We start from the raw sequence: 21568 nt of genomic DNA on the forward strand, positions 1-21568 counted from the left end.
GCTCTGAGGCCGCAAAAAACACGGGCTCAGCTTGGGCGAATCAATCGCTCAAGCACGGTCCTTAATACCTCGTGTTCCGGCACCCGAATCGCGAACTCGTCCTGCAGTACCCCGACCAACTCGACCACATCCGCCACCTGCCTCCGTTCGCTTTCGCGACCGACCCGGTGTATCGCAAAGCTGCCGTTATTCAGCGTACGGCGCCAGCCGTCTCCGGTCCGGGCGACCATCAACTGCCGCGCAAACGACGACTCGGGATGGGTGGAGACGTACCAGTTGCCGACGGTGTAATCGGTATCTTCCTGGCGCTGCAGGTCGAAAATGTACATCGGCCGCCACTCGCCGCCGACGTTGGCCCGCAGGGTGTAGCCGTCTTCATGGCGTTCAATGCGATACGGTTCATGGGGGGTGAGTTGTTCAGCGTCGGTATCGAGTATCAGGGGTGCGGTGGGGACCATGCCGCCGAAGCCGACGTCAGTGATGTAGCGCACGCCGTCCAGCGTAACCAGGCTCAAGCGGTGCGTGCGCGCAGTCCACGCGCCTTCGGGTTGGCCCATTACGACACGGCCGGTAATGCCGCGAGCGTCGAAGCCCAGTTCCTGGAGCAAGGCCAGAAACAGGTTGTTGAGTTCATAGCAATAACCACCGCGACCATCGAACAGGACTTTCTGCTCGATGGACGGCAGGTCAATCAGCACCGGCTCGCCCGACAACGTGGTGAGGTTTTCGAACGCGAAGGCACCGGTGTGGCGCAGTTGCAGCAGACGCAGGGTTTCCAGGGTCGGCACCGGTGGGGCGTCGAAACCCAGGCGCTGTAGATACAACGCAAGGTGGGTCAGGCGTGGCTCGCTCATTGCTCAGTCCTTATGCTTGGGCCGCGGATCTCTCCGCCGATGGCCGCCATGTATAAGGGATAACGCGGTGCCACTGACAATTGATTTAGCCAATCAACCCACTGGCCAACATCAATGTCGCTTGCGCGAACTCACACGAATCCACGTCGGCGCGTGATCACTGGCATGCGGCTCATTGCGCACCCAGGCATCGACACCCGCCTCTTGCAGATAAGGACTCAGCGCCGGGTTCAGCAACAGGTGATCGATACGCAGCCCGGAATTGGTCTGCCAGTGTTGGCGGAAATAATCCCAGAAAGTGTAAAGCCGATCCTCGGGATACAAATGACGCAAAGAGTCCGTCCAGCCCTGATCCAGCAAGCGTTGATAACACGCGCGGCTTTGTGGTTGCAGCAACGCATCCTTGAGCCAGGAGCGTGTGTTGTAGATGTCCAGATCGGTGGGCACCACGTTGTAGTCGCCGGCCAGCACCACGGGGTGCTCGCTGCTCTGCAGATCCTTGGCATAGGCGATCAGCCGCTCGAACCACGCCAGTTTGTAATCGAATTTCGGCCCCGGCTGCGGGTTGCCATTGGGCAGATACAGACACCCCACCAGCACGCCGTGCACTGCCGCTTCCAGATAGCGACTGTGGGTGTCCGTGTCGTCACCCGGCAAACCGCGTCGACTTTCCAGCGGTTGCGCATCCCGCGCCAGAATCGCCACCCCGTTCCACGACGCCTGCCCCTGCCAGAGGGCGCCATAGCCGACCGCTTCAAGCTCGGCAACCGGAAACGCCGAGTCGACCGACTTGAGCTCCTGCAGACACGCGATGTCCGGTTTTTCCCGTTCCAGCCACGCCAACAAGTTGGGCAGGCGTGCGCGCAGGCCGTTGACATTGAAGGTAGCGATTTTCAGGTTTTTCATGGTCCGAGGCTCGCAACGGATTGGCGGTATCCGGTTGTGACCTGATTGCGTGGCGACAGTTGCCATGACCCGCGCAGCAGGCGATTAAAGGTCTCAGTAGCGCACTTGCCAATCGACGACGGCTCCCCTTGTACCTGATGCCGTGCCATGCATTCGAGGTGCTGGACTGTGTGCGGGTGCAATTCACCACCGGCGAAAACAACCAGGGGGCGGTGCGGCTTAATCTCGAGAAGAAACTGGCGGAATACGTCCCTCGATAACACCTCAAAACACTGTAGGACTGAGCCTGCTCGCGATGGCATCAGGTCTGTCAGAGCTGAGTCGGATGAAAGGACGCTATCGCGAGCAGGCTCACTCCTACAATGATTCACTCCCAACCAGGGTGTTAAGCACTGCCACTCGTCATCCAACCGGCACCAACCACCCCGCCCTTCGCACCAACATCAGGTAACGACTCAGTTTTTGGAGACGAACCATGATGACCAAAAAATTCACGTCACTGTTACTCGCTGGCTTGTTAGGCGTCGCCTCGGCAGCCACGTTTGCAGCGTCCAACGAAGGCACCCGCTCGACCGGCTCCCAGTCCGGGACCAGCAGCGGCTCGAACACGTCAACCGACCACACTCCCGGCACGCCGCCGGCCGGAAGTAACACGGACTCGGGCGGCGGCACCGGCACCGGGACTAATGGCGGCGCCAGTGGTTCGGGCTCCGGAGCAGGTGGCGGAACCGGGGCGGCGGGAGGCGGAACCGGAGGTGCCGGGGGTGGAACGGGCAGCTGAACGAATAAAAGCAGGCCATGAAGCGATTCATGGCCCGCTTTCATTACCCGTCCATTACATGCGCTTGACTGCGGGAGGGTTCCACTTGCCGTTCAACGCCTCGGGTTTCGGGCCGTACAAGCGCATGGTCAAGTTGAACGCGCCTTTGGGAGCGGGCAGCCAATTGGCCTCCAGGTCCTTGCCGGGGCTTTCGTTCTGGAAGTAGATATCCAGAGAGCCATTGGCATTGGTCTTGAACGGCATCCAGCTACTGACCGCAAAACGGTTGAGTGAATTGCCCACCTGAAACCCTTCCGGATCGTACAAGGTGATCGACCAAAAAGCGTTCACCGGTGGCACTTGATCTTTATCGAAATGCAGCACGTACTTGTTGGCCCCGTCGAGCGGCTTGCCCTGGTCATCGCCCAGGTTCAGCGGATAAATCGCGTCCTCGGGCAAGTTCGCCCCCAACCCGACCTGTGCCACGATCGCGCGCTTAAGGTAGTAGTTGCCATAGACGCCCATGGTGTCGGTGTTCATCGACCAGCCATTGACCACCCGAGCAAGGGTTGCCACTTTCCACTTCATCAGCGTCTGCGCTTCATCAGGCACCGTCTGCAGCGCAGCTTTCACGGCCGGGTCCAGCGCCTCAAAGCTGAACGATTTGCCCACTTCAATGCCGATGCGTTGCATCTGCGCCAGGATCGGCTGGTCGGTGAGATGTGGCGGATGCAATTTGAGCAGCTCGGCTGCGTAGGCAAAATATTGTGCTGCCGACATCGTATCGACCTGAATCTTCGGCGGGGTTTTCATGTCCACCGCCGGGTCGATTTTTACCGTGACCGGTTCCACTTTTTTACCCAACTGCGACAACGGCGTCACCGTGTAACCCGCCTGAATGCTGTGCACCGCCGCGTAGTCCGCTTCGCCGTCGGTCTTGGTACGACCGATGATCCAGACGAAAGGCGTCGGCGCCGGCAAATGGCTCAATCCGGCCGGAACCGTTCCGGTCCAGCCCGGCGGGGTTACCAGAAACTGCCTGGCCTGCGTGCCGGTCGTGCGCCAACCGGGCGAGGCAAATACGTCGCTCCACATGTCGAGCATCGGCAACAGATAAAAACGCCCCGCCGTGTCCGGCGCGGAAATCACCAATGGCTCCTTGGTCAAGTCGAGCCAGGCGATGGAATACAACGTATCGAAATTCGAGCGCACGACCCCTTTGAAATCCGCGGGCGGGTACTGCGGCACGCTCACAAACATGTTCATCGGGCCTTTACCAAACGCTTTGCCGGGTTCGATATTGGTGAACTGTTTGCGGGTGATGTCCATGGTCAGCAGCGGATAAAAATACAGGTAGGCGTCGACGCCAATGGCGTGCGCTTCTTCGGGTGTGACTTTCGGTTGAGCCTGGCTGGCCAGTGGGAAAACGGCAGCAGCCGCGAGGGTTAGAGCAACGGCTGTCAATGCTTGAGTAATCAACATTTAGGCGATCGTCCGTGCGTTGGGGAGCGCTGCCGGGTTCGGCAGGGCTTACGGAACTCTAGACGATCGATTCAGCCAGAATTGACAGGCGGACGGCCGGTTGTCGGGGTGTTGCAAGACTGAAACAACAAGGCGGGCGACTCAACGATCCGAGCGCAGCAGCGCCTCCAAGCCCCCTTCCAACGACAACACGCAGGACCGGTTACGCCCCGAATGCTTGGCCTGATACAACGCGGCATCGGCGCGTTCGATGAACACCTCAATGCTGTCGCGCCCGGTCGGTATAAATGCGTAACAGCCCAGACTGACCGTCACATAGCCCGTGGGCGAACCACTGTGGGTGATGTTCTTGTCCATGACGCTGCGGCGGATTTGCTCGGCAATCGCCAACGCGCCATGGATATCGGTGTTGGGCAGCAACACGGCGAACTCTTCACCGCCATAACGCACCGCCAGATCGGCCTTGCGATGGCAGCAACTCTTCAACGCTCGCGCCACCTCGGCCAGGCAATGGTCGCCGGCGACATGGCCGTAGGTGTCGTTGTAGCGTTTGAAGAAATCGATATCGAGCATGACCAGGCCCAATGAACTCAACTGCCGGGCCCCGCGCGCGAATTCGATGTCCAGTGCCCTTTCAAACAACCGACGATTGGCCAGGCCGGTCAGGCTATCGTGAGTGGCAATCAGCTCCAGCGCTTCTTGCGCCTTGCGTAAATCAGCCTCGATTCGCTCACCGTCGCGCACCTGATGGATGAACACCCAGCCAAACAGCCCAACCCCCAGGATCACCAGTGCCACGATGACGCTGGATTGAAACGCCGTGTCGTACCAGCCCTTGAGCACCGCGTCCCGTGAGGACGCTGCGGAAACCACCAGCGGATAACCTTCCAGTTGACGATAGCCGTACAGACGGACGATGCCGTCCACGATCGAACTGATCATTGCGTTGCCGGCCGGTGCGTTCGGCAGCAGCGTCTGAAAGATGTCGCCCTTGGCCAATGACGTGTTGATCAGCGACTCCACAAACGGCCGTCGCGCCAACAGTGTTCCGTCGGTCAGGGCCAAAAACATCGAACCCTTGTCATCGATGCTGAAGCTTTTGAAGAATTGATCGAAGTACGCCATCTTGATGCCGGCCAGCAATACGCCCTGAAACTTGCCGCTCTTGTCATTGACGCGCTTGGACACTGGAATGATCCACTCGCCATTCTGCCGACTGCGGATGGCCGGTCCGATGTGCACGACCGACGACACGTTTTGCTGGTGAAACTTGAAGTATTCACGATCGGCAACCCCCGCGCCCCGGGGCAGATCCTCGAACGACGTCACCACCCACTGCCCCTGCTTGTCGAACAGGAAAATCCCGTGCAACTGGTCCAGCGTCAGCACCCTGCGGGCAAAGGTTTTCTGCAAACGCGCCCGTTGTGCAGTGCCATAACCGTCGGTTTGAATCCAGTCCACCAGGCTGGTCAGCACCAGGTCGGCTTTCATGAAGGTGTCTTCAGCCTGCTGCGCCATGGCCCGGGTCAGGTTCGACGACGCCACTTGCGCCTCGTCCAGATCGTGGCGGCGCGACTGCTCCAGTTGCAGGTACAACAAAGCACAGAGGCACAGGCACACCGTCGCGATGAACAGCACCGAAGCTGTCAGCAGCGGTAATCGTTTCAACGTGCCGCCGGGGGCGTGATGCGGGTCGTGAAGGGGAATAGGCAAAGCTCGTCCTGTAAGGGTAAGGCGTGGGCGAAGGCCCAAAACCCTTATTTTTTGTGAGCTTAGTCTACGCCGTGGTGAGGGGCAATTGTCCTTTGGACAGACGCCGCATCGCACTGTCCAATTGTGCACGAGCACTTTGGGCATCGCCCAGGTTGCAACGCGGGCTGGTGGAGTTTTTGCGGGGAGAATTGACGGTCCTGTCGGCCTGAAAAGAATTGTCACGCTTGTATGGCTGGCATGACCCAAGGCAAGACCCGGATGGCGCTGGAGGAGCTACGATTACTCTTACATCATGACAAGGAATCGAAATGAGTAAGGCAGACGAGCTCGCCACGAAGTTGAAACAAACCGGGTCTACCCGTGCCGATCAGGCGATCGACAGCTGGCCGAGCCAGGTTTATGACCTGTATCGCCAGATCGAGGTTTGGTTGCATCCGCTGACCGAGGTGGGTTTGGTCCTGCGGCGTAACCCCACTCATGTCATCGAGAGCCGTCAGGACGGGGAAACGTTCGACTATGCCATCGACCAACTGGTAATCGAAGGTAATCGCCACACCCTGACGTTCGACCCGGTCGCCCGCTTCACCACGGATGGCGAGGGGCGCATCGAGATTCACTCCAAAGGTAAAGAACTCGCCCTGTTGCGCACAGTGGATGAGCACGGCGAGACGCATTGGTGGCTGCAGACGATTGAGCAGTCCGGTGAACAAGCCGATGCGGTGGCATTAACAGAACACATCTTGCTGACGGCAGTGCAAGACGGCCTGGAACTCTAGACCCGCGCGACATAAGGGGTCCAAGCCTAACATCCCCCTCTTATTGCACACCCGGCCCCGACGCCACCACCGAACCCGCCGCCGCACGCAAATCCAGCGCCGGCACTGGCGCCGGCCGGTTCAGTGCCTGCAACACCGGCGCGTCATAACCATACACATCAGGCTTGAACGCCACTCGCCCGTCACTCTCCAGGTCCACCGTCCAGTACGCCAGCAACACCGGCACTTTCACGGGAAGCCGGATGTTCTCGGTCTTGCCGTTGGCCAATTGTTTTTGAATGCCGGCGCTGTTCCATTTCACCGGGTCGTTGAACAGCAGCTCCACCAGTTGCAGCGGGTTTTCGACCCGAATGCAGCCCGAGCTGGTTGCGCGGACAGTCTTGGCAAACAACTCGCGATGCGGCGTGTCGTGGAGGTAAATCGCATAGTCGTTGGGGAAGCGGATCACGACCTGGCCCAGCGAGCTATCAGGCCCGGCATCCTGACGCAGGGTCAGTCCGCGTGCATTGCTCCAGTCAACGGTCGACGGATCGAGCACATTGCCTGCTCGATCCAGTACGCGTATCCGGTTGCTGGCCAGGTAACCTGGATTGGCCTGAATTTTTGGTATCACGTCTTCCTTGAGGATCGTCGGCGGTACCGTCCAGGTCGGGTTAAAGGTGATGTAGGTAATCTGCGCCTGAAAAATCGGGGTATTGCGCGCCGTTTTACCCACCTGCACCCGGGATCGCCAGATCGGTCGGCCATCGCGGTACATCGCCACCTTGTAGCCGGCGATATCGACGATAACGAACGTGCCCTGCAGTTTATAAAGCAGCCAGCGCGCCCGCTCCATGTTCACCCGCACCTGGTCGATGCGCGCCTCAACCGGCACATTCAATGCCGCCAGGGTGGTCGCCCCCGCCATACCATCCGCACCAAGGTACTGTTCGGTCTGATACTTCTTCACCGCTGCGGTGACGGCGCCGTCGTACTTCGTACCGCGGATCAATCGTGGGTCGAGAAAACCTGCCGCGACCATCCTCGCGCGCAACTGTGCGACAGCAGGCTCGTCCATGCCGGGTTTGAGCGAATGGTCCACCACCACTTTCGGCCAGCCACCCCGATCCCGAATACCGCGCAGTTGCGCCAACGCCTGACGCAAACTGACGTACACCGCCTCTTGTGGCGGTGCCTGGGCGAAAGCACTCGCCACGTCGTGATTATCGAGCGCAGCGAAGAAGGCGTTAATGTCGTTACGGGGATCGACGCCGTTCGAATCAAAATTCCAGTGATTGTCCAGCCGTGAAGGGTCGACCTTGCCGCGCCGTAATTGCAGCAGCGCGGTAATAAAAGTGTGGGTGGTGGCGATATCAAACGCTGCGCGCTGCTCAGTCGAGGCCGTCAGGGTTTGCACCGAGGGTTGAGTCCGGACAATTTCATCCACATGAAAATCCGCCGGGTTCAAACCGTCGGCCTGGAGGTTGTTCAAACTTTTGATCAACTGTGCGACATCGCTGTCGTTGGTCCACGCCGCGCGATAGGCACGATGGGTATAAAAATCCATGACCAGACGACTGACATCCAGCCGCCGATAGCGCTTTGAAGTGAGCAAGGGCGGGAATGCGGTTTTCAATGGCGCAAGCGACGCCTGAATCGTTTGAGCGACGTTGTCGTCCGCTGCGGCGTCCATCACGATGTTCGGCTCAGTTACCGACTCAATCGGCGAAGTTTCGGCGACTGCTGCACCGCTGATCAGAAAGCCCATAAAAAATACGCGGCTTATGACGAATAACCTTGTTAATTGCACCATGGATAATCCTTAATCTCCCGCATTCACTCGCTAGCTTCCCACGCACTGCTAGACTCGAACTTAACATGATGAGACATCTATATGGCGCTACTACGTTTTGGCCTTCCATTGGCGGCCCTGCTACTGACTGCAATGTCCGTACCATCAGCCTACGCCGATTCGCTGGCCGCCGCCCTCGTCAAAGCAGCGCCGGGTGCCGACGCAAAAGTCATTAACCTGGCCGTCCGCGCTTCACAATGCAGCATCGCTCAAGGCGCAGCCCCTGTCCAAAGGCTTGCGATCATCGACTATTCCCTGCCCTCCACCGAACAACGGTTATGGGTGTTTGACCTTAAAAAACGCAAGCTGCTGTTCCATGAACTGGTGGCCCACGGTCGAAACAGCGGCGAGAACATGGCCGTCAACTTCTCCAATCAAAACGAAAGCTTCGCCACCAGTCTCGGCTTGTACCGGACACAGTCAAGTTATGTCGGGCAAAACGGTTACTCGCTGCGCATGGAAGGCCTGGAACCCGGTTTCAACGACAACGCCTTTGACCGGGCGATCGTGATTCACGGCGCGCCCTATGTGAATCCAATGCTGGCCCGGGTCAATGGCCGGATTGGCCGAAGCCTCGGCTGCCCGGCAGTCAGGCCGGCGATTGCGCATCGGCTGATTGATTCGATGAAAGATGGGCAGCTGTTGTTCTCTTACTATCCGGATCAGCGCTGGTTGAAAACCTCTTCGTATATCAACTGCGGCAGTGGCACGGTCGCGTCGGCGTCAAAATCCACCCTCCGCAAGTAAACACCGCGTGAACCTGTCAAAACTGTAATCCCCTCCTCAGTCTTCTGAAAGGCAGCCCTCGTTAGTCTCGCCGTCAACTCCACGTTGACGGTCCGGGAACAACGGCATGCATTCCAACACCTCAAGACGCACTTTCGTGAAGGGCCTGGCCGCCGGCGGCTTGCTCGGCGGTCTCGGCTTATGGCGTGCGCCAGTCTGGGCCGTCTCCAGCCCCGGTGAACCTCAGGTCCTGGCGGGCAACGATTTCGACCTGTTGATCGGCGAAACCCCGGTTAATATCACCGGCAGCCCACGCACCGCCATGACCATCAACGGCGGCATCCCCGGCCCCCTGCTGCGCTGGCGTGAAGGTGACACCGTCACACTGCGGGTGAGGAACCAGCTCAAGGACGACACCTCCATCCATTGGCACGGCATTTTGCTGCCGGCGAACATGGACGGCGTGCCGGGATTGAGCTTCCACGGGATCGAGCCCGGTGGAATGTACGTCTATCAATTCAAGGTCCGGCAAAACGGTACTTACTGGTACCACAGCCATTCGGGCCTTCAGGAACAGTCCGGTGTTTACGGCCCGCTGGTGATCGACGCCAAAGAACCGGAGCCTTTCCAGTACGACCGCGATTACGTGGTGATGCTGACCGACTGGTCCGACGAAGACGCGGCCGACCTGATGAAGACGCTGAAAAAACAGTCCGATTACTACAACTACAACAAACTCACCGTGGGTGACTTCATCCACGACGTCGGCGAAAAAGGTTGGGGCGAGACGGTCGCGGATCGAAAGATGTGGGCCGAGATGAAGATGAACCCCACCGATCTCGCCGACGTCAGTGGCGCCACTTACACCTTTTTGATGAATGGCCAGGCGCCGGACAGGAACTGGACCGGCGTATTCCGGCCCGGCGAGAAGCTGCGCCTGCGCTTCATCAACGGCTCGGCCATGACGTATTTCGACGTGCGCATTCCCGGCCTGAAAATGACCGTGGTCGCGGCGGATGGACTGCACGTCAAACCGGTGAGCGTCGACGAGTTTCGGATCGCTGTGGCGGAGACGTTTGATGTGATTGTCGAGCCGACGCAAGAGGCCTACACCCTCTTCGCCCAATCAATGGATCGCACCGGCTACGCCCGTGGCACGCTGACTTCGAAGGCGGGTTTATCCGCGCCGATCCCTGCGCTGGACCCTCGCCCGCGTGTAACCATGGATGACATGGGCATGGGCGGGATGGACCACGGCAGCATGGGCGATATGGCGGGCATGGATCACGGCGGCATGGCCATGCCGGGCATGCAATCTCATCCGGACACGGAAAAAGACAACCCGCTGGTGGACATGCAGGCCATGACCACCTCGCCAAAACTCGACGATCCGGGCTTGGGCCTGCGCAACAATGGGCGCCGGGTGCTCACCTATTCCGACCTGCGCAGTACCTTCGAAGACCCCGATGGCCGAGAGCCCGGTCGTACCCTCGAACTGCACCTGACCGGCCACATGGAGAAGTTCGCGTGGTCGTTCAACGGCGTGAAATTTTCCGACGCCGAACCGCTGCGCCTCAAGTATGGCGAGCGGGTCCGCGTGGTGCTGGTCAACGACACGATGATGACTCACCCCATCCATCTGCACGGTATGTGGAGCGACCTCGAAGACGAAAACGGCCAGTTCATGGTGCGCAAACACACGATCGACATGCCACCCGGCTCTCGACGCAGCTACCGGGTGACGGCCGATGCGCTCGGCCGCTGGGCCTATCACTGCCATCTCCTGTACCACATGGAAATGGGCATGTTCCGTGAAGTTCGCGTGGAAGAATGAGGCGCTACTCCATGACCCGACTTACCCCGATTTCCTTGGCATTCATAACGGTGAGCCTGACACTCTCTTCGGCCATGGCCGCCACCCACGACATGCAGGGCATGGACCACAGCCAGATGACCGGCATGGACCCCGGCCAGATGCAAAGCATGGACGAATTCCAGATGCAGCCCGCCGCACCGACCGAAAGTCGCACGCCGATCGCGGCGCTGACCGATGCCGATCGCGCTGCCGTATTCGCCAGCCCCGGCGGGCACAAGGTGCATGACTCTGCGCTCAATTATTACTTTCTCGCCGACAAACTCGAATGGCAGGACGCTGATGACGGCAGCGCGCTCGCCTGGGATCTGTCCGGCTGGGTCGGCGGCGACATCGATCGCCTGTGGCTGCGCTCCGAAGGCGAGCGCAGCAATGGCAAGACCGAGGACGCCGAAGTCCAGGCCTTGTGGGGCCATGCGATTTCCCCTTGGTGGGACGTGGTCAGCGGCGTGCGCCAGGACTTCAAACCCGGCGCCCCACAAACCTGGGCGGCCTTCGGCGTGCAAGGCATGGCGCTGTATAACTTCGAAGCCAAAGCCACCGCATTCATCGGCGAAGCCGGGCAAACCGCCGCCCGACTGGAAGGCGACTACGACATTCTGCTGACCAACCGGCTCATCCTGCAGCCGACCGCCGAACTGAACGTCTACGGCAAAAACGACCCGCAACGGGGGATCGGCTCAGGCCTGTCCAACACCGAAGCCGGCCTGCGCCTGCGCTATGAAATCCGCCGGGAGGTCGCGCCATACGTTGGCGTGACCTGGAACCGCACCTACGGCAAAACCACCGACTACGCCAGCGACGAAGGTGAGGATCGCAGTGAAGCACGTCTGGTCCTCGGGGTTCGGCTGTGGTTTTAAACCTCTTCACCCAAAACAACACTTTAATGAGGTCTTGCATGCGCACCATCAACATCACCGCTATCGCCGTCGGATTGCTGATGAGCACACTCGCTCAAGCGCACCCGAAACTGCTCTCCTCCGTCCCGACTGAGGGTGCGGAGGGCGCGTCACCGAACACCATCGAACTGCACTTCTCGGAAAACCTCATGACCCAGTTCTCTGGCGCAAAACTGGTGATGACCGAAATGCCCGGCATGGCCCACTCGCCCATGCCGATGAAGGCCAAAGTCAGCGGGGGCAGCGACCCGAAAACCATGGTCATCACACCACTCTCGCCACTGCCCGCCGGCACCTACAAAGTGGATTGGCGCGCAGTGTCATCGGACACCCACCCGATTACCGGCAATGTCACGTTCAAAGTGAAGTGATCGATGAGCGACTCGGTCAGCATTGCGCTGCGGTTTGCGTTGTACCTGGACTTGATGCTGCTGTTCGGGCTGGCGCTGTTTGGGATTTACAGCCTTCAGGGACGGGAGCGTTTGTCAGGGGTGGTGCTGCCGTTTTGGTCGTTGTTGACGGGGACGGCAGGGCTGGGGCTGTTGCTGTCCATCGTCAGCATGGTGGCGATGGCGAGCGCCATGAGCGGAGAGTCAGACCTCGCTGAACTGCGTCCGCACATCGAGATGATGGTGTTTGAAACGGATGTCGGATGGGCCTGGATCGTGCGCATCGTCGCGCTGGTTGTCTGTGGTTTGGCCGTGACGCTCAACCTCCGCGCGCCCGGCATGAGTTTGTTGATCGCCTCGATTGGCGGCGGTGTCGCCCTCGCCTCTCTCGCGTGGAGCGGACATGGGGCGATGGATGAAGGCAGTCGGCGCCACTGGCATTTCACCAGCGACATTCTGCATTTGTGGGGCGCTGGTGCCTGGCTGGGTGCGCTGGTGGCGTTTGCGTTGATGGCGAAGATCAATGCGTTGCAAACTGACGAGCGCATCAAAATATTGGCCCGTGCGGTTTCGCGGTTTGAAACGGCAGGTGCGCTGATCGTCGTGGTCATTACGGTGACGGGCGTTGTGAATTATCTGTTTATCGTGGGCCCGACACTGGATGACGTATTGCTCAGCACCTACGGGATTTTGCTGTTCATCAAAGTGGCACTGTTCGCCGGGATGCTGGTGCTCGCGGCGTTGAATCGCTTTCACCTCGGGCCATTTTTGGAGCGGTCGCTACGAGACGGTCAATATCAGGTCGCCGCCAATGCATTGCGGCGCAGCGTGTGGGTGGAATTGGCAGCGGCGGTATTGATTGTAGGTTTGGTGGCGTGGTTGGGGACGTTGAGTCCAGAACTGGCACTCAAACCCCAGAACAGCATTTAGTGTTTATGATGCGTTCGGGGACGGCTCTGCGTTATCGCTGGGCTGATGAGAATCCATCAAAAAAGTCCGAGAACAATGAAGAACATAAAAAGCACAATGATGCTCGGTGGTTTGTTCGCTCTATCGTTTGGCGTTCAGGCAGAACCTTCGCATCTGGACAGCATCATCCAGCAAGGCCAACTTCGCGTATGCACCACGGGTGACTACAAACCCTATACCTCCAAAGCCGAGGACGGCGAATACTCAGGCATCGACATCGCCATGGCCCGCTCACTGGCGGACAGCCTCGGTGTCAAAGTTGAATGGGTACCCACTACCTGGAAAACCCTGATGCCGGACATGCTGGCGGGTAAGTGCGACATCGGCATGGGCGGTATCTCGGTGACACTGGAACGGCAGAAAAAAGCCTTCTTCAGCACCACGCTGGACGTCGACGGCAAGATCCCGCTAGTGCGTTGCGACGATCAGGCGCTGTACCAAACCATCGAGCAAATCAACCAGCCTTCAGTGCGCCTGGTTGAACCGGCTGGTGGTACGAACGAAGCGTTTGTTCACGCCTTCCTGCCCAAGGCGCAATTGAGCCTTCACGACAACGTGAGCATCTTCCAGGAACTGCTGGACAAGAAGGCTGACGTGATGATTACCGATGCGTCGGAAGCGCTGTACCAGCAGAAACTCAAACCCGGTTTGTGCGCAGTGAACCCGAGCAAGCTTATGCAGTATGGGGAAAAGGCTTACCTGCTACCGCGCGACGACATCACCTGGAAGTTGTATGTCGATCAGTGGCTGCACCTGGCCAAGGTGACGGGCAGTTACCAAAAAGTCCTGAGTCAGTGGATAGCAACGCCCGAGACTAAATAACCCGCCAACTCCCCCCTGTAGCAGCTGGCGAAGCCAGCGTCCGACTGCGCAGCAGTCGCCCTCGCCTACCTACACGCCCTATCAGGCAAAACGCAAAACGGCGGAAACACTTCCGCCGTTAGTTAATCGTCGTGCAACAACCCCGAACTGTACTCGCCGAAACTGTTACCAAGCGCACTGCCATGCACATTCATCTTATTGGGGTTGTTGGTCGGCCCCGGGCCAAAGCCGGCAGACGGCAGCGTGGCTTCCGAATATTCGCTATGGGTACTTGCACCCGAACAGGCGCTCAACAGCACTGCACCACCGACTAGCACAACTTTGAAGAGATTCGAGATCATTTTTCAGTTCCCTGTGGGATGGAGGGCGCGGTGATACGAGCTTGAGTTGTCATCCTAGGCTGCAATGTCGGTAGGGATTATGAAACTTTGCGGGGCGACAGCGTTGGTTCAGGAATCGCAGTTTTGGTCAGTTCAATGGTCGCAGAACGTTACAAAGCCAATCGCTTAACGGGTGACCCCATCCAGCCAAATGTCATCAGACGTTGCTAGCGGTGCTTTGCTCCACGCGAGCCACGAGCAATATAGATGGGCTGACGTCGCCCTTACTCTTTTCCGAGACACGATGAATGAAGCAATGGCGAACATGGCTACCTGTATTGATGCTGCTGACCTTGACGGGTTGCGCAACGCCCCCCCCCAAAGACCAGAACAACCTCTGCAACATCTATCGTGAATACCCTGACTGGTATGAAGACTCGCTGAAGATGCAGGAGAAGTGGGGCACGCCTCAACATGTGGCGATGGCCATCATGAAGCAAGAAAGCAGTTTTATTTCCGATGCCTTGCCACCCCGCGACTACCTGTTGTGGGTCATCCCTTGGGGTCGAGTCAGTTCCGCCTACGGCTATGCGCAAGCGCAAGACCCGGTGTGGGGTGAGTACAAAAACGGCACTGGCAATGGCGGCTCGCGTGACAACTTTGATGACGCGATCATGTTCATAGGCTGGTACACAACCGGCACCCAGCGCCAACTCGGGATCTCGAAATGGGATGCTTACAACCAATATCTGGCGTACCACGAGGGGCGTGGCGGCTATCGTAACGGCACCCACCTCAGCAAGCCTTGGCTCATACAGGTAGCGCGCAAAGTGGAACAACAATCACAAAGTTATAATTCGCAGCTCAAGCTTTGTCGCCAGGCACTGGAAGATAATCGCAGTTGGTTTTTTTGAGTGGGGCCCTTGACGAGAATGTACGAGAAAGGGGCGGAGCTGTTTAATGCGTCGCCTCCCTTTCAGTTCAAAAATCAGCAAGCCTCTACAGGCCTCTCAACTTTGAACAGGTCGGCCTGACCTCTGCGAATCTGACCAATACGCTCCTTAAACAGCTTTGCAATCTATAGCCAGATGCCATCAGTCCGCCTGATGACTGTCTCGCTCAAGACCATTCCCGGCGTCCGGAGGGCTATCTCGCAGGACTCGCCTCAACCCAACCAGCCCATTCCTGATAAACTCCGGTCTTTCGCCCCACCGATTCCAGACCCCCAATGCCCCCAATCACTGCCGCACCCGCCCCGCTCTCCCGCCGCTTCTCCGTCGCCCCGATGATGGATTGGACTAACTAAACATCAAAACGCCAGAAATCAAGGCCTCTAGGAGCCTTCTAATTTGCTGCGTACCAATTCTGTACCACCGAAATTCTCACAACCCATCAAGTCACTATGGCAAATTTCCATTTGAGTCATGCAACTGATGACTTCAATCAGCCGTGGGCCGTCGAAACGTAGCGGTTTTTCCGCTTCCCTTTGAATCCTTAGATGCGGCAGAACGTCAATGTGGCTGACATTTGATCTGTCTGACTATAAGATCAATTCCAAGACGCTAACCTCTAAAGGAGGTCAAATGGCCAGAAAACCTAAGGTTGCAGTGGTAAAAGCCCATAAGGCAAAAGCCCCAAAAGCTGATGCGAGCAACCCACCGAACGCTGTCGCAGCTAATCCCAAGGTACAGGCCCATCGGCCTGCGGCCGCCCCCAAACTGAAGGCTGCGGCTAAACCTGCTGCTGCCAAACCGAAGGCTGCGGCTAAACCTGCTGCTGCCAAACCGAAGGCTGCAGCTAAACCTGCTGCTACTAAACCGAAGGCTGCGGCTAAACCTGCTGCTGCTAAACCAAAGGTTGCGGCTAAACCAGTTGCTGCTCTGGCGAAGCCGACTGCTGCTTCAGCGCGGACGCATTATTCTCATAATGAGTCTGCTCAACTCATGAAGCAGCTGGCTCAACTCATCGCAAAAGATCCGGAGGAAGCCAAGGTATTTGGAAAGAAGACGGGTGTGTACACTAACTCGGGTGACCTGACAGCCGCGTATCGATAAAATGTACCAACACCTACCTTCATTCGTTTTGGGCTTTCATGGATGTGACCGTGCAGTTGCGGAGTCGGTCCTTGCCGGCGAGCCACTAGAACCAAGCACGAACGACTACGACTGGCTCGGACAGGGCATATATTTTTGGGAAAATAGCCCAGAGCGTGCCCTGAGCTATGCCCAAAGCATCAAACGCTACAAAAAGCGCGGGAAAGGATCTATCAAGCATCCTTATGTAATTGGAGCAGTCATCGACCTTGGACTCTGCTTCAATTTGACAGAGGAAGGCGCCTTGAATGAGCTTCAGGGGGCTTTCGAAATTCTAAGTGCTACTGCGAGCGCAACCGGAAACCCCCTCCCGGTAAACAGTCCTGGTTTCGAAGGAGATCTCGATTTGTTGAAGCGTCACTTAGACTGCGCTGTGTTCCAGAATATGCATGCCGCTCGCGCCCAGTTTGATCTGCCCGCATATGAGACTGTTCGATCTCCCTTCAACGAGGGTGAAGGGCTCTACCCTGGAACCAGCTTTAGACAAAAAACCCACATACAGATTTGTGTACGTGAAATCAGCTGCATAAAGGGATTTTTTCGACCTCTGAAAGATGACGGCAGTCTATTCCAGCTCAACGACTGACCTCTTTCTTGATCTACTGATAACTGGGTTTGCTCGACGCCGCAAACTCTGCCCCCCTCTTAATCCGTTGAAGCAAATTTTAAGCAACCGTTTTCGGCTCCAATCCCGAGCACTGTCGCTACTGTCAAATACCTTGGTGCATTGGCGCCCAACCTCCATGAATCCACCCGATCCATTAATATTTCAAGCTGCTACGCTTTCCTTTTCACAGAGGAATCGCGATGCCAAATACAGATCTGCTCCCTTCCCCGCTATTCAAGATCAACGAAAATCAGCTCGCCCTCGAAGTCGCCATCCTGGAAATCTCGAACTGGGTTGAGCAGCGCGGATCGGCCGACGTCGCCGATAATGTTCGTGGCGCCCTGGACACCATCGACAAAAATGAGGAGTTCATCAAGCTAACGCTCGCAGTCCTAATGACGCCTGGAGAACGGGGACAGACATATTTAATCCGTTCCACCCAGCCTCAAAATCAAAAAGCCTCAACCGGCTTCTTAGCCGCCTGAATAATCTTATTAGCCTCTAACCGCGGAAACGAAAACCGAATCAACAACCCCGCGTCAGCCCCTTCCCCCGCAAGCACCAATTCAGCAGACCTCGTATTCTCAGCCGATGCATTCAACGCGCCAATCGCATTCGACTGCCCTTTGGCATTCACACCTTCCAGGAACGTATAGGTCAAATTCCCAGAGGTCAGGCCGACCTGTTCAAAGTTGGCTAACTTCGCGGTCAACTCGTCTTTGCTGCTCACCTTCTTCGCGACTTCGACCACGTCCAGCATCGACTTGTCATCGGTCATGGAAACCAATGTGAAGGTCTTGGAAAGACCTGCGATGGCTTTGCCATACAAATCCTGATCGAACGGGCTGATCAACGACACCATTATCAGCTTGTCACCCGAGAACACCAATGCGACGGTGAATTTCTCTTCGAGGAAGTCGACGTCGTCGATGCACCTTGCCGTTCCGCCGACATCTTCAGAGCAGTCGTAGTAACCCGCGGCTTCGGTGTAGTTCACGAGGGGGGATTGATAGACGTAATTCTTGAAGAGCTTATCTTCGGCCGCCGCGCTTTGTGCAAATACAAAAATGCTGGCGGTGACTAAAGCAAGTGACGCAATCTTCTTGAGCATGGGATCCCTTCCTCGAACAGCTTTGTAATTAGTAGCCAGATGCTATCAGTCCGTCTAAAAACTGTCTTGCTCAATACCGTTCCTGGCATCCGGAGGATTAACCTCGCACGACTCGCCTCAACCCAACCAGCCCATTCCTGATAAACTCCGGTCTTTCGCCCCACCGATTCCAGACCCCCAATGCCCCCAATCACTGCCGCACCCGCCCCGCTCTCCCGCCGCTTCTCCGTCGCCCCGATGATGGATTGGACTGATAGACACTGCCGTTTTTTCCTACGCCTATTGTCGAAAAACGCCCTCCTCTACACCGAAATGGTCACGACCGGCGCGCTGCTCAACGGCGATCACGAGCGTTTCCTGCGTCACAACGAAGCCGAACACCCGCTCGCCCTGCAGCTCGGTGGCAGTGTCCCGCTGGACCTCGCCGCCTGCGCCCGCATGGCCCAGGAACACGGCTACGACGAGGTGAATCTCAACGTCGGCTGCCCAAGTGATCGGGTGCAGAACAACATGATCGGCGCGTGCCTGATGGGGCATCCGCAGTTGGTGGCGGATTGCGTGAAGGCGATGCGCGATGCGGTGTCGATTCCGGTGACGGTGAAGCACCGCATCGGGATCAATGGGCGGGACAGTTACGAGGAGCTGTGTGATTTCGTCGGCACGGTTCGGGACGCCGGGTGCACGAGCTTTACGGTGCATGCGCGGATTGCAATTCTGGAGGGGTTGTCGCCCAAGGAGAACCGCGACATTCCGCCCCTGCGTTATGACGTGGCAGCGCAGTTGAAGACGGACTTTCCGGAGTTGGAGATTATTCTCAACGGCGGGATCAAAACGCTGGAGGCCTGTCACGAACATTTGCAGACGTTCGACGGCGTGATGTTGGGGCGCGAGGCGTACCACAATCCTTATGTGATGGCTGAGGTGGATCAGCAACTGTTCGGCAGTACGGCACCGGTGATCAGCCGTGCCGAGGCGCTGGCGCAGTTGCGGCCTTACATTGCCGCACACCTCGATGCGGGTGGCTCGATGCACCATATCACCCGGCATGTGCTGGGCCTGGGCACCGGGTTTCCGGGAGCGCGCAAGTTTCGGCAGTTGTTGTCGGTAGATATTCACAAGGCTAAAGAGCCGTTGGCGTTGCTGGATCAGGCGGCGGAGTTACTTGAGGGGCGCTAACGGTTAGCGAAAAACCAGGCTGCATTTCTCGCAGCCTGGTTGGTGTATCAGAGCGCTGCCGCCTCAGTCCAGTTAACCCAGCCAAATGCCCAGGTTGCCAGGATCAATAAACCGAATGCGATCCGGTACCAGGCGAATACCGCGTAACTGTGGTTGGCGATGAACTTGAGCAAGCCGCGCACAGCGATCATGGCGAACAAGAACGCGGTGACAAAACCCAGGGCAAACACTGGCAGGTCGGCGGCCTGGAACAGGTCTCGATACTTGTAGCCTGAGTAGACCGCGGCACCGACCATGGTCGGCATGGCCAAGAAGAACGAAAACTCGGTGGCGGCCTTGCGCGACAGGCCAAAAAGCAACCCACCGATAATGGTCGATCCAGAGCGTGAGGTGCCCGGAATCATTGCCAGGCACTGTGCGTAGCCGACCTTTAGAGCGTCGGTCCAGCGCATGTCGTCAACATGATCGACATACACCACATGTTCCCGCCGCTCTGCCCACAACATGATAAAGCCGCCCACTACCAACGCCACTGCCACGGTGATGGGATTAAACAGATACTCATGGATCTTGTCGGCGAACAATACGCCCAAGACCACGGCCGGCATAAAACCGATCAGCAAGTTCAAGGTAAAACGTTGTGCATTACGTTGAGTTGGCAAGCCCGTGATGATTTCGAGAATCTTGCGACGAAACTCCCAGACCACCGCCAGGATTGCACCCAGTTGAATGATGATATTGAAGGCCATTGCTCGCTGACCACCGAAATCGAGCAAGTCCGCGACAATAATTTGATGCCCTGTACTTGATATAGGCAAAAACTCTGTCAGCCCTTCGACCACGCCTAAAATCAATACCGATACAGTAGTCCAAAAATCCATCAATCCTCCCCATCAAAAAAACACGTCCGCTGACGTGCTTTTAATGCATCGTTAAACAGAGAGTAAAACGCATTCAGCCGCGCATGAGAACACCTTGTTAATTATTGTCCAGCACTACACCTGACAACCCTGATGTTATACAAGGATCAATAGCAGTTAGTTCAGCACCAAAGAAAAGCTCAATCCAACCTGCCAGCTGATCATTCATAACACTCCCCTCATAAAGTCACGCAGCGGCCGGGTTAACCAGAAGCACAGGGTACTGCGCTGGAAAGGCGGGAGAACAAGCCGAAAGATGGCACAATGACACTCTTTTGCCTGCAACCATCAACTACACAGAAGTGCAATGATTTCTAACAAATTCACCAGCAATGTTAAAAAAATGTGATGCCTGCGAGAAAACCCCATGAAATGTTACCAATTGTCAGTCACAGATGAGAATCAGTGCTTTAACATTCGAACGTCAGCACCCAGCCGAGTCAAAGCATGATGCTTACAGGGAAAATAACGACTACCAGCCACAGTCACGCGAAGGAGGTGATCGGTATTCTCACCATTGGGTGGACCCAAACGTTAGTGGAGGACTTTAAGACTCTATTAGCAAGCCACGTCCCGAATGATATACCTGTTGATACAACGTGCTACAGCAACTCTTTCAGAAAAAATCAAGACGTTCATTCATACCGGGCTGTCTTCATTGTCATTGACAGCCCTCAAGCGTTTGTTGAGAGCCTTGCCCTCGTTGAAAATATGCGTGCTGACAACCATGCACTCCTTATTTTTGTAGCGATCACCGGTAGAGGCACCTACAACAAGATGAAATATTATCTTGCCGGGGCCGACTATTGTATTAAGTTTGGTACTTTGGCAGACGAAAACTCGGACGTACTTTCCGAGTTTTTTAATAGCGCGGAATGGCAGAAGCAACACAATCTGCTTCTGGACCCCACTCGCATGTGCCTGATTGGAGACTGTAAAAGACTGGACGTATCGTTTCCGGAAATGAAGATACTAGAAGCATTTTCCGGCACAAAAAATCAAATATTGAGCCACGATGAAATCGCCAGAATCATGGGGCTTAATATTAATTTTTATGACCCAAGGGCCTTGGAAAAATCCATCAGCCGCCTTCGTGGAAAGATAAAAGGCCTATATGGCACAAATGCTATTCAAAGTATTCGTGGCCATGGTTATCGTTTAATCAGGGGTCTGATCTCGACCGCCTGATGATTAGTATCAAGGGAGTAATTGCAGTATGAACGCAACGGGGAGCGCGTCTCACATCTATCGTGCGAGTCATTATTTATCTCGACAATTGATCCTCACTCGCGATGACTGCCCATTTGGCAGCGAGATCAGAATACAATTTGACGACAGTCA

General features: G+C 56.9%; 21 protein-coding genes and 2 pseudogenes. 15 read left to right on the forward strand and 8 right to left on the reverse strand.

Translation table 11 applies throughout. From position 1 onward, the window contains the following. Positions 1-26: 26 nt before the first annotated feature. The gene (locus AB4N43_RS06825; protein ID WP_460153612.1) at positions 27-854 is read right to left on the reverse strand and encodes an arylamine N-acetyltransferase family protein; all 828 of its coding nucleotides are present in this window, start codon (positions 852-854) and stop codon (positions 27-29) included. Between the two features lie 111 nt (positions 855-965). Beyond that, the gene (gene xth / locus AB4N43_RS06830; RefSeq protein ID WP_059181225.1) at positions 966-1760 is read right to left on the reverse strand and encodes an exodeoxyribonuclease III; all 795 of its coding nucleotides are present in this window, start codon (positions 1758-1760) and stop codon (positions 966-968) included. Between the two features lie 131 nt (positions 1761-1891). On the opposite strand from xth, the pseudogene AB4N43_RS06835 reads away from it, so the two are divergent. Both AB4N43_RS06835 and AB4N43_RS06840 read left to right on the forward strand, forming a co-directional pair. Next, a pseudogene (locus AB4N43_RS06835) lies at positions 1892-1966 on the forward strand (GNAT family N-acetyltransferase); the annotation flags it as partial. A gap of 269 nt (positions 1967-2235) precedes the next feature. Further along, positions 2236-2541 carry a hypothetical protein gene (locus AB4N43_RS06840; RefSeq protein WP_081743874.1) on the forward strand — a complete coding sequence of 102 codons (306 nt, stop codon included), beginning with the start codon at positions 2236-2238 and terminating at the stop codon, positions 2539-2541. A gap of 54 nt (positions 2542-2595) precedes the next feature. Here AB4N43_RS06840 and AB4N43_RS06845 read toward each other — a convergent pair whose 3' ends face one another. Together AB4N43_RS06845 and AB4N43_RS06850 are read right to left on the reverse strand one after the other, a co-directional pair. Further along, on the reverse strand, positions 2596-4002 hold the full coding sequence (locus AB4N43_RS06845; protein ID WP_027921625.1) for a DUF1254 domain-containing protein: 1407 nt from the start codon (positions 4000-4002) through the stop codon (positions 2596-2598). A gap of 141 nt (positions 4003-4143) precedes the next feature. Beyond that, positions 4144-5715 carry a sensor domain-containing diguanylate cyclase gene (locus AB4N43_RS06850; protein ID WP_460153614.1) on the reverse strand — a complete coding sequence of 524 codons (1572 nt, stop codon included), beginning with the start codon at positions 5713-5715 and terminating at the stop codon, positions 4144-4146. Positions 5716-6023: 308 nt separating this feature from the next. On the opposite strand from AB4N43_RS06850, the gene AB4N43_RS06855 reads away from it, so the two are divergent. After that, a complete protein-coding gene (locus AB4N43_RS06855) occupies positions 6024-6491 on the forward strand; it encodes a hypothetical protein (protein ID WP_027921627.1) in 468 nt (155 codons plus the stop codon). 40 nt (positions 6492-6531) lie between these two features. Here AB4N43_RS06855 and AB4N43_RS06860 read toward each other — a convergent pair whose 3' ends face one another. Then, positions 6532-8283, reverse strand: coding sequence for a L,D-transpeptidase family protein (locus AB4N43_RS06860; protein ID WP_460153616.1), 1752 nt, complete (start codon positions 8281-8283; stop codon positions 6532-6534). A gap of 81 nt (positions 8284-8364) precedes the next feature. On the opposite strand from AB4N43_RS06860, the gene AB4N43_RS06865 reads away from it, so the two are divergent. The 6 genes from AB4N43_RS06865 to AB4N43_RS06890 all read left to right on the forward strand — a co-directional run bounded on the left by AB4N43_RS06865 (position 8365) and on the right by AB4N43_RS06890 (position 14000). Then, positions 8365-9069: a murein L,D-transpeptidase catalytic domain family protein gene (locus AB4N43_RS06865; RefSeq protein ID WP_027921629.1), complete on the forward strand. Its 705-nt coding sequence runs from the start codon at positions 8365-8367 to the stop codon at positions 9067-9069. Between the two features lie 106 nt (positions 9070-9175). Next, complete coding sequence (locus AB4N43_RS06870; RefSeq protein WP_059181228.1) at positions 9176-10882, forward strand: copper resistance system multicopper oxidase; 1707 nt, start codon at positions 9176-9178, stop codon at positions 10880-10882. Positions 10883-10893: 11 nt separating this feature from the next. Next, on the forward strand, positions 10894-11781 hold the full coding sequence (locus AB4N43_RS06875) for a copper resistance protein B (RefSeq protein ID WP_027921631.1): 888 nt from the start codon (positions 10894-10896) through the stop codon (positions 11779-11781). Between the two features lie 38 nt (positions 11782-11819). Next, on the forward strand, positions 11820-12191 hold the full coding sequence (gene copC, locus AB4N43_RS06880) for a copper homeostasis periplasmic binding protein CopC (RefSeq protein WP_027921632.1): 372 nt from the start codon (positions 11820-11822) through the stop codon (positions 12189-12191). A gap of 3 nt (positions 12192-12194) precedes the next feature. Beyond that, complete coding sequence (copD, locus tag AB4N43_RS06885; protein WP_027921633.1) at positions 12195-13139, forward strand: copper homeostasis membrane protein CopD; 945 nt, start codon at positions 12195-12197, stop codon at positions 13137-13139. A gap of 75 nt (positions 13140-13214) precedes the next feature. Then, positions 13215-14000 (forward strand): transporter substrate-binding domain-containing protein, encoded by a 786-nt coding sequence (locus tag AB4N43_RS06890; protein ID WP_460153620.1) that lies wholly within the window; start codon positions 13215-13217, stop codon positions 13998-14000. Positions 14001-14122: 122 nt separating this feature from the next. Here AB4N43_RS06890 and AB4N43_RS06895 read toward each other — a convergent pair whose 3' ends face one another. Then, positions 14123-14341: a hypothetical protein gene (locus AB4N43_RS06895; RefSeq protein ID WP_460153622.1), complete on the reverse strand. Its 219-nt coding sequence runs from the start codon at positions 14339-14341 to the stop codon at positions 14123-14125. 287 nt (positions 14342-14628) lie between these two features. Here AB4N43_RS06895 and AB4N43_RS06900 point away from each other — a divergent pair, with 287 nt between their 5' ends. The 4 genes and pseudogenes from AB4N43_RS06900 to AB4N43_RS06915 form a co-directional block, all read left to right on the forward strand. Next, on the forward strand, positions 14629-15234 hold the full coding sequence (locus AB4N43_RS06900) for a transglycosylase SLT domain-containing protein (RefSeq protein ID WP_027921636.1): 606 nt from the start codon (positions 14629-14631) through the stop codon (positions 15232-15234). A 600-nt stretch (positions 15235-15834) separates the two neighbouring features. Next, positions 15835-16374: a hypothetical protein gene (locus AB4N43_RS06905; protein WP_460153624.1), complete on the forward strand. Its 540-nt coding sequence runs from the start codon at positions 15835-15837 to the stop codon at positions 16372-16374. Between the two features lies 1 nt (position 16375). After that, positions 16376-16999 (forward strand): hypothetical protein, encoded by a 624-nt coding sequence (locus tag AB4N43_RS06910; RefSeq protein ID WP_460153626.1) that lies wholly within the window; start codon positions 16376-16378, stop codon positions 16997-16999. A gap of 221 nt (positions 17000-17220) precedes the next feature. After that, positions 17221-17424, forward strand: a pseudogene (locus AB4N43_RS06915) (hypothetical protein); the annotation flags it as partial. A 47-nt stretch (positions 17425-17471) separates the two neighbouring features. Here the strand turns inward: AB4N43_RS06915 and AB4N43_RS06920 are convergent. After that, positions 17472-18131, reverse strand: a complete 660-nt coding sequence (locus tag AB4N43_RS06920; protein ID WP_123434357.1) for a hypothetical protein — start codon at positions 18129-18131, stop codon at positions 17472-17474. 180 nt (positions 18132-18311) lie between these two features. Between AB4N43_RS06920 and dusA the strand changes: the two genes are divergently transcribed. Continuing rightward, on the forward strand, positions 18312-19307 hold the full coding sequence (dusA, locus tag AB4N43_RS06925; RefSeq protein ID WP_081743876.1) for a tRNA dihydrouridine(20/20a) synthase DusA: 996 nt from the start codon (positions 18312-18314) through the stop codon (positions 19305-19307). Positions 19308-19354: 47 nt separating this feature from the next. On the opposite strand, the gene AB4N43_RS06930 is transcribed toward dusA, so the two are convergent. Beyond that, positions 19355-20188, reverse strand: a complete 834-nt coding sequence (locus tag AB4N43_RS06930; RefSeq protein WP_460153628.1) for an undecaprenyl-diphosphate phosphatase — start codon at positions 20186-20188, stop codon at positions 19355-19357. 486 nt (positions 20189-20674) lie between these two features. Here AB4N43_RS06930 and AB4N43_RS06935 point away from each other — a divergent pair, with 486 nt between their 5' ends. Further along, positions 20675-21415 (forward strand): winged helix-turn-helix domain-containing protein, encoded by a 741-nt coding sequence (locus tag AB4N43_RS06935; RefSeq protein WP_460153630.1) that lies wholly within the window; start codon positions 20675-20677, stop codon positions 21413-21415. Positions 21416-21568: the final 153 nt, after the last annotated feature.

Source organism: Pseudomonas sp. S2_B07 (assembly GCF_054668435.1).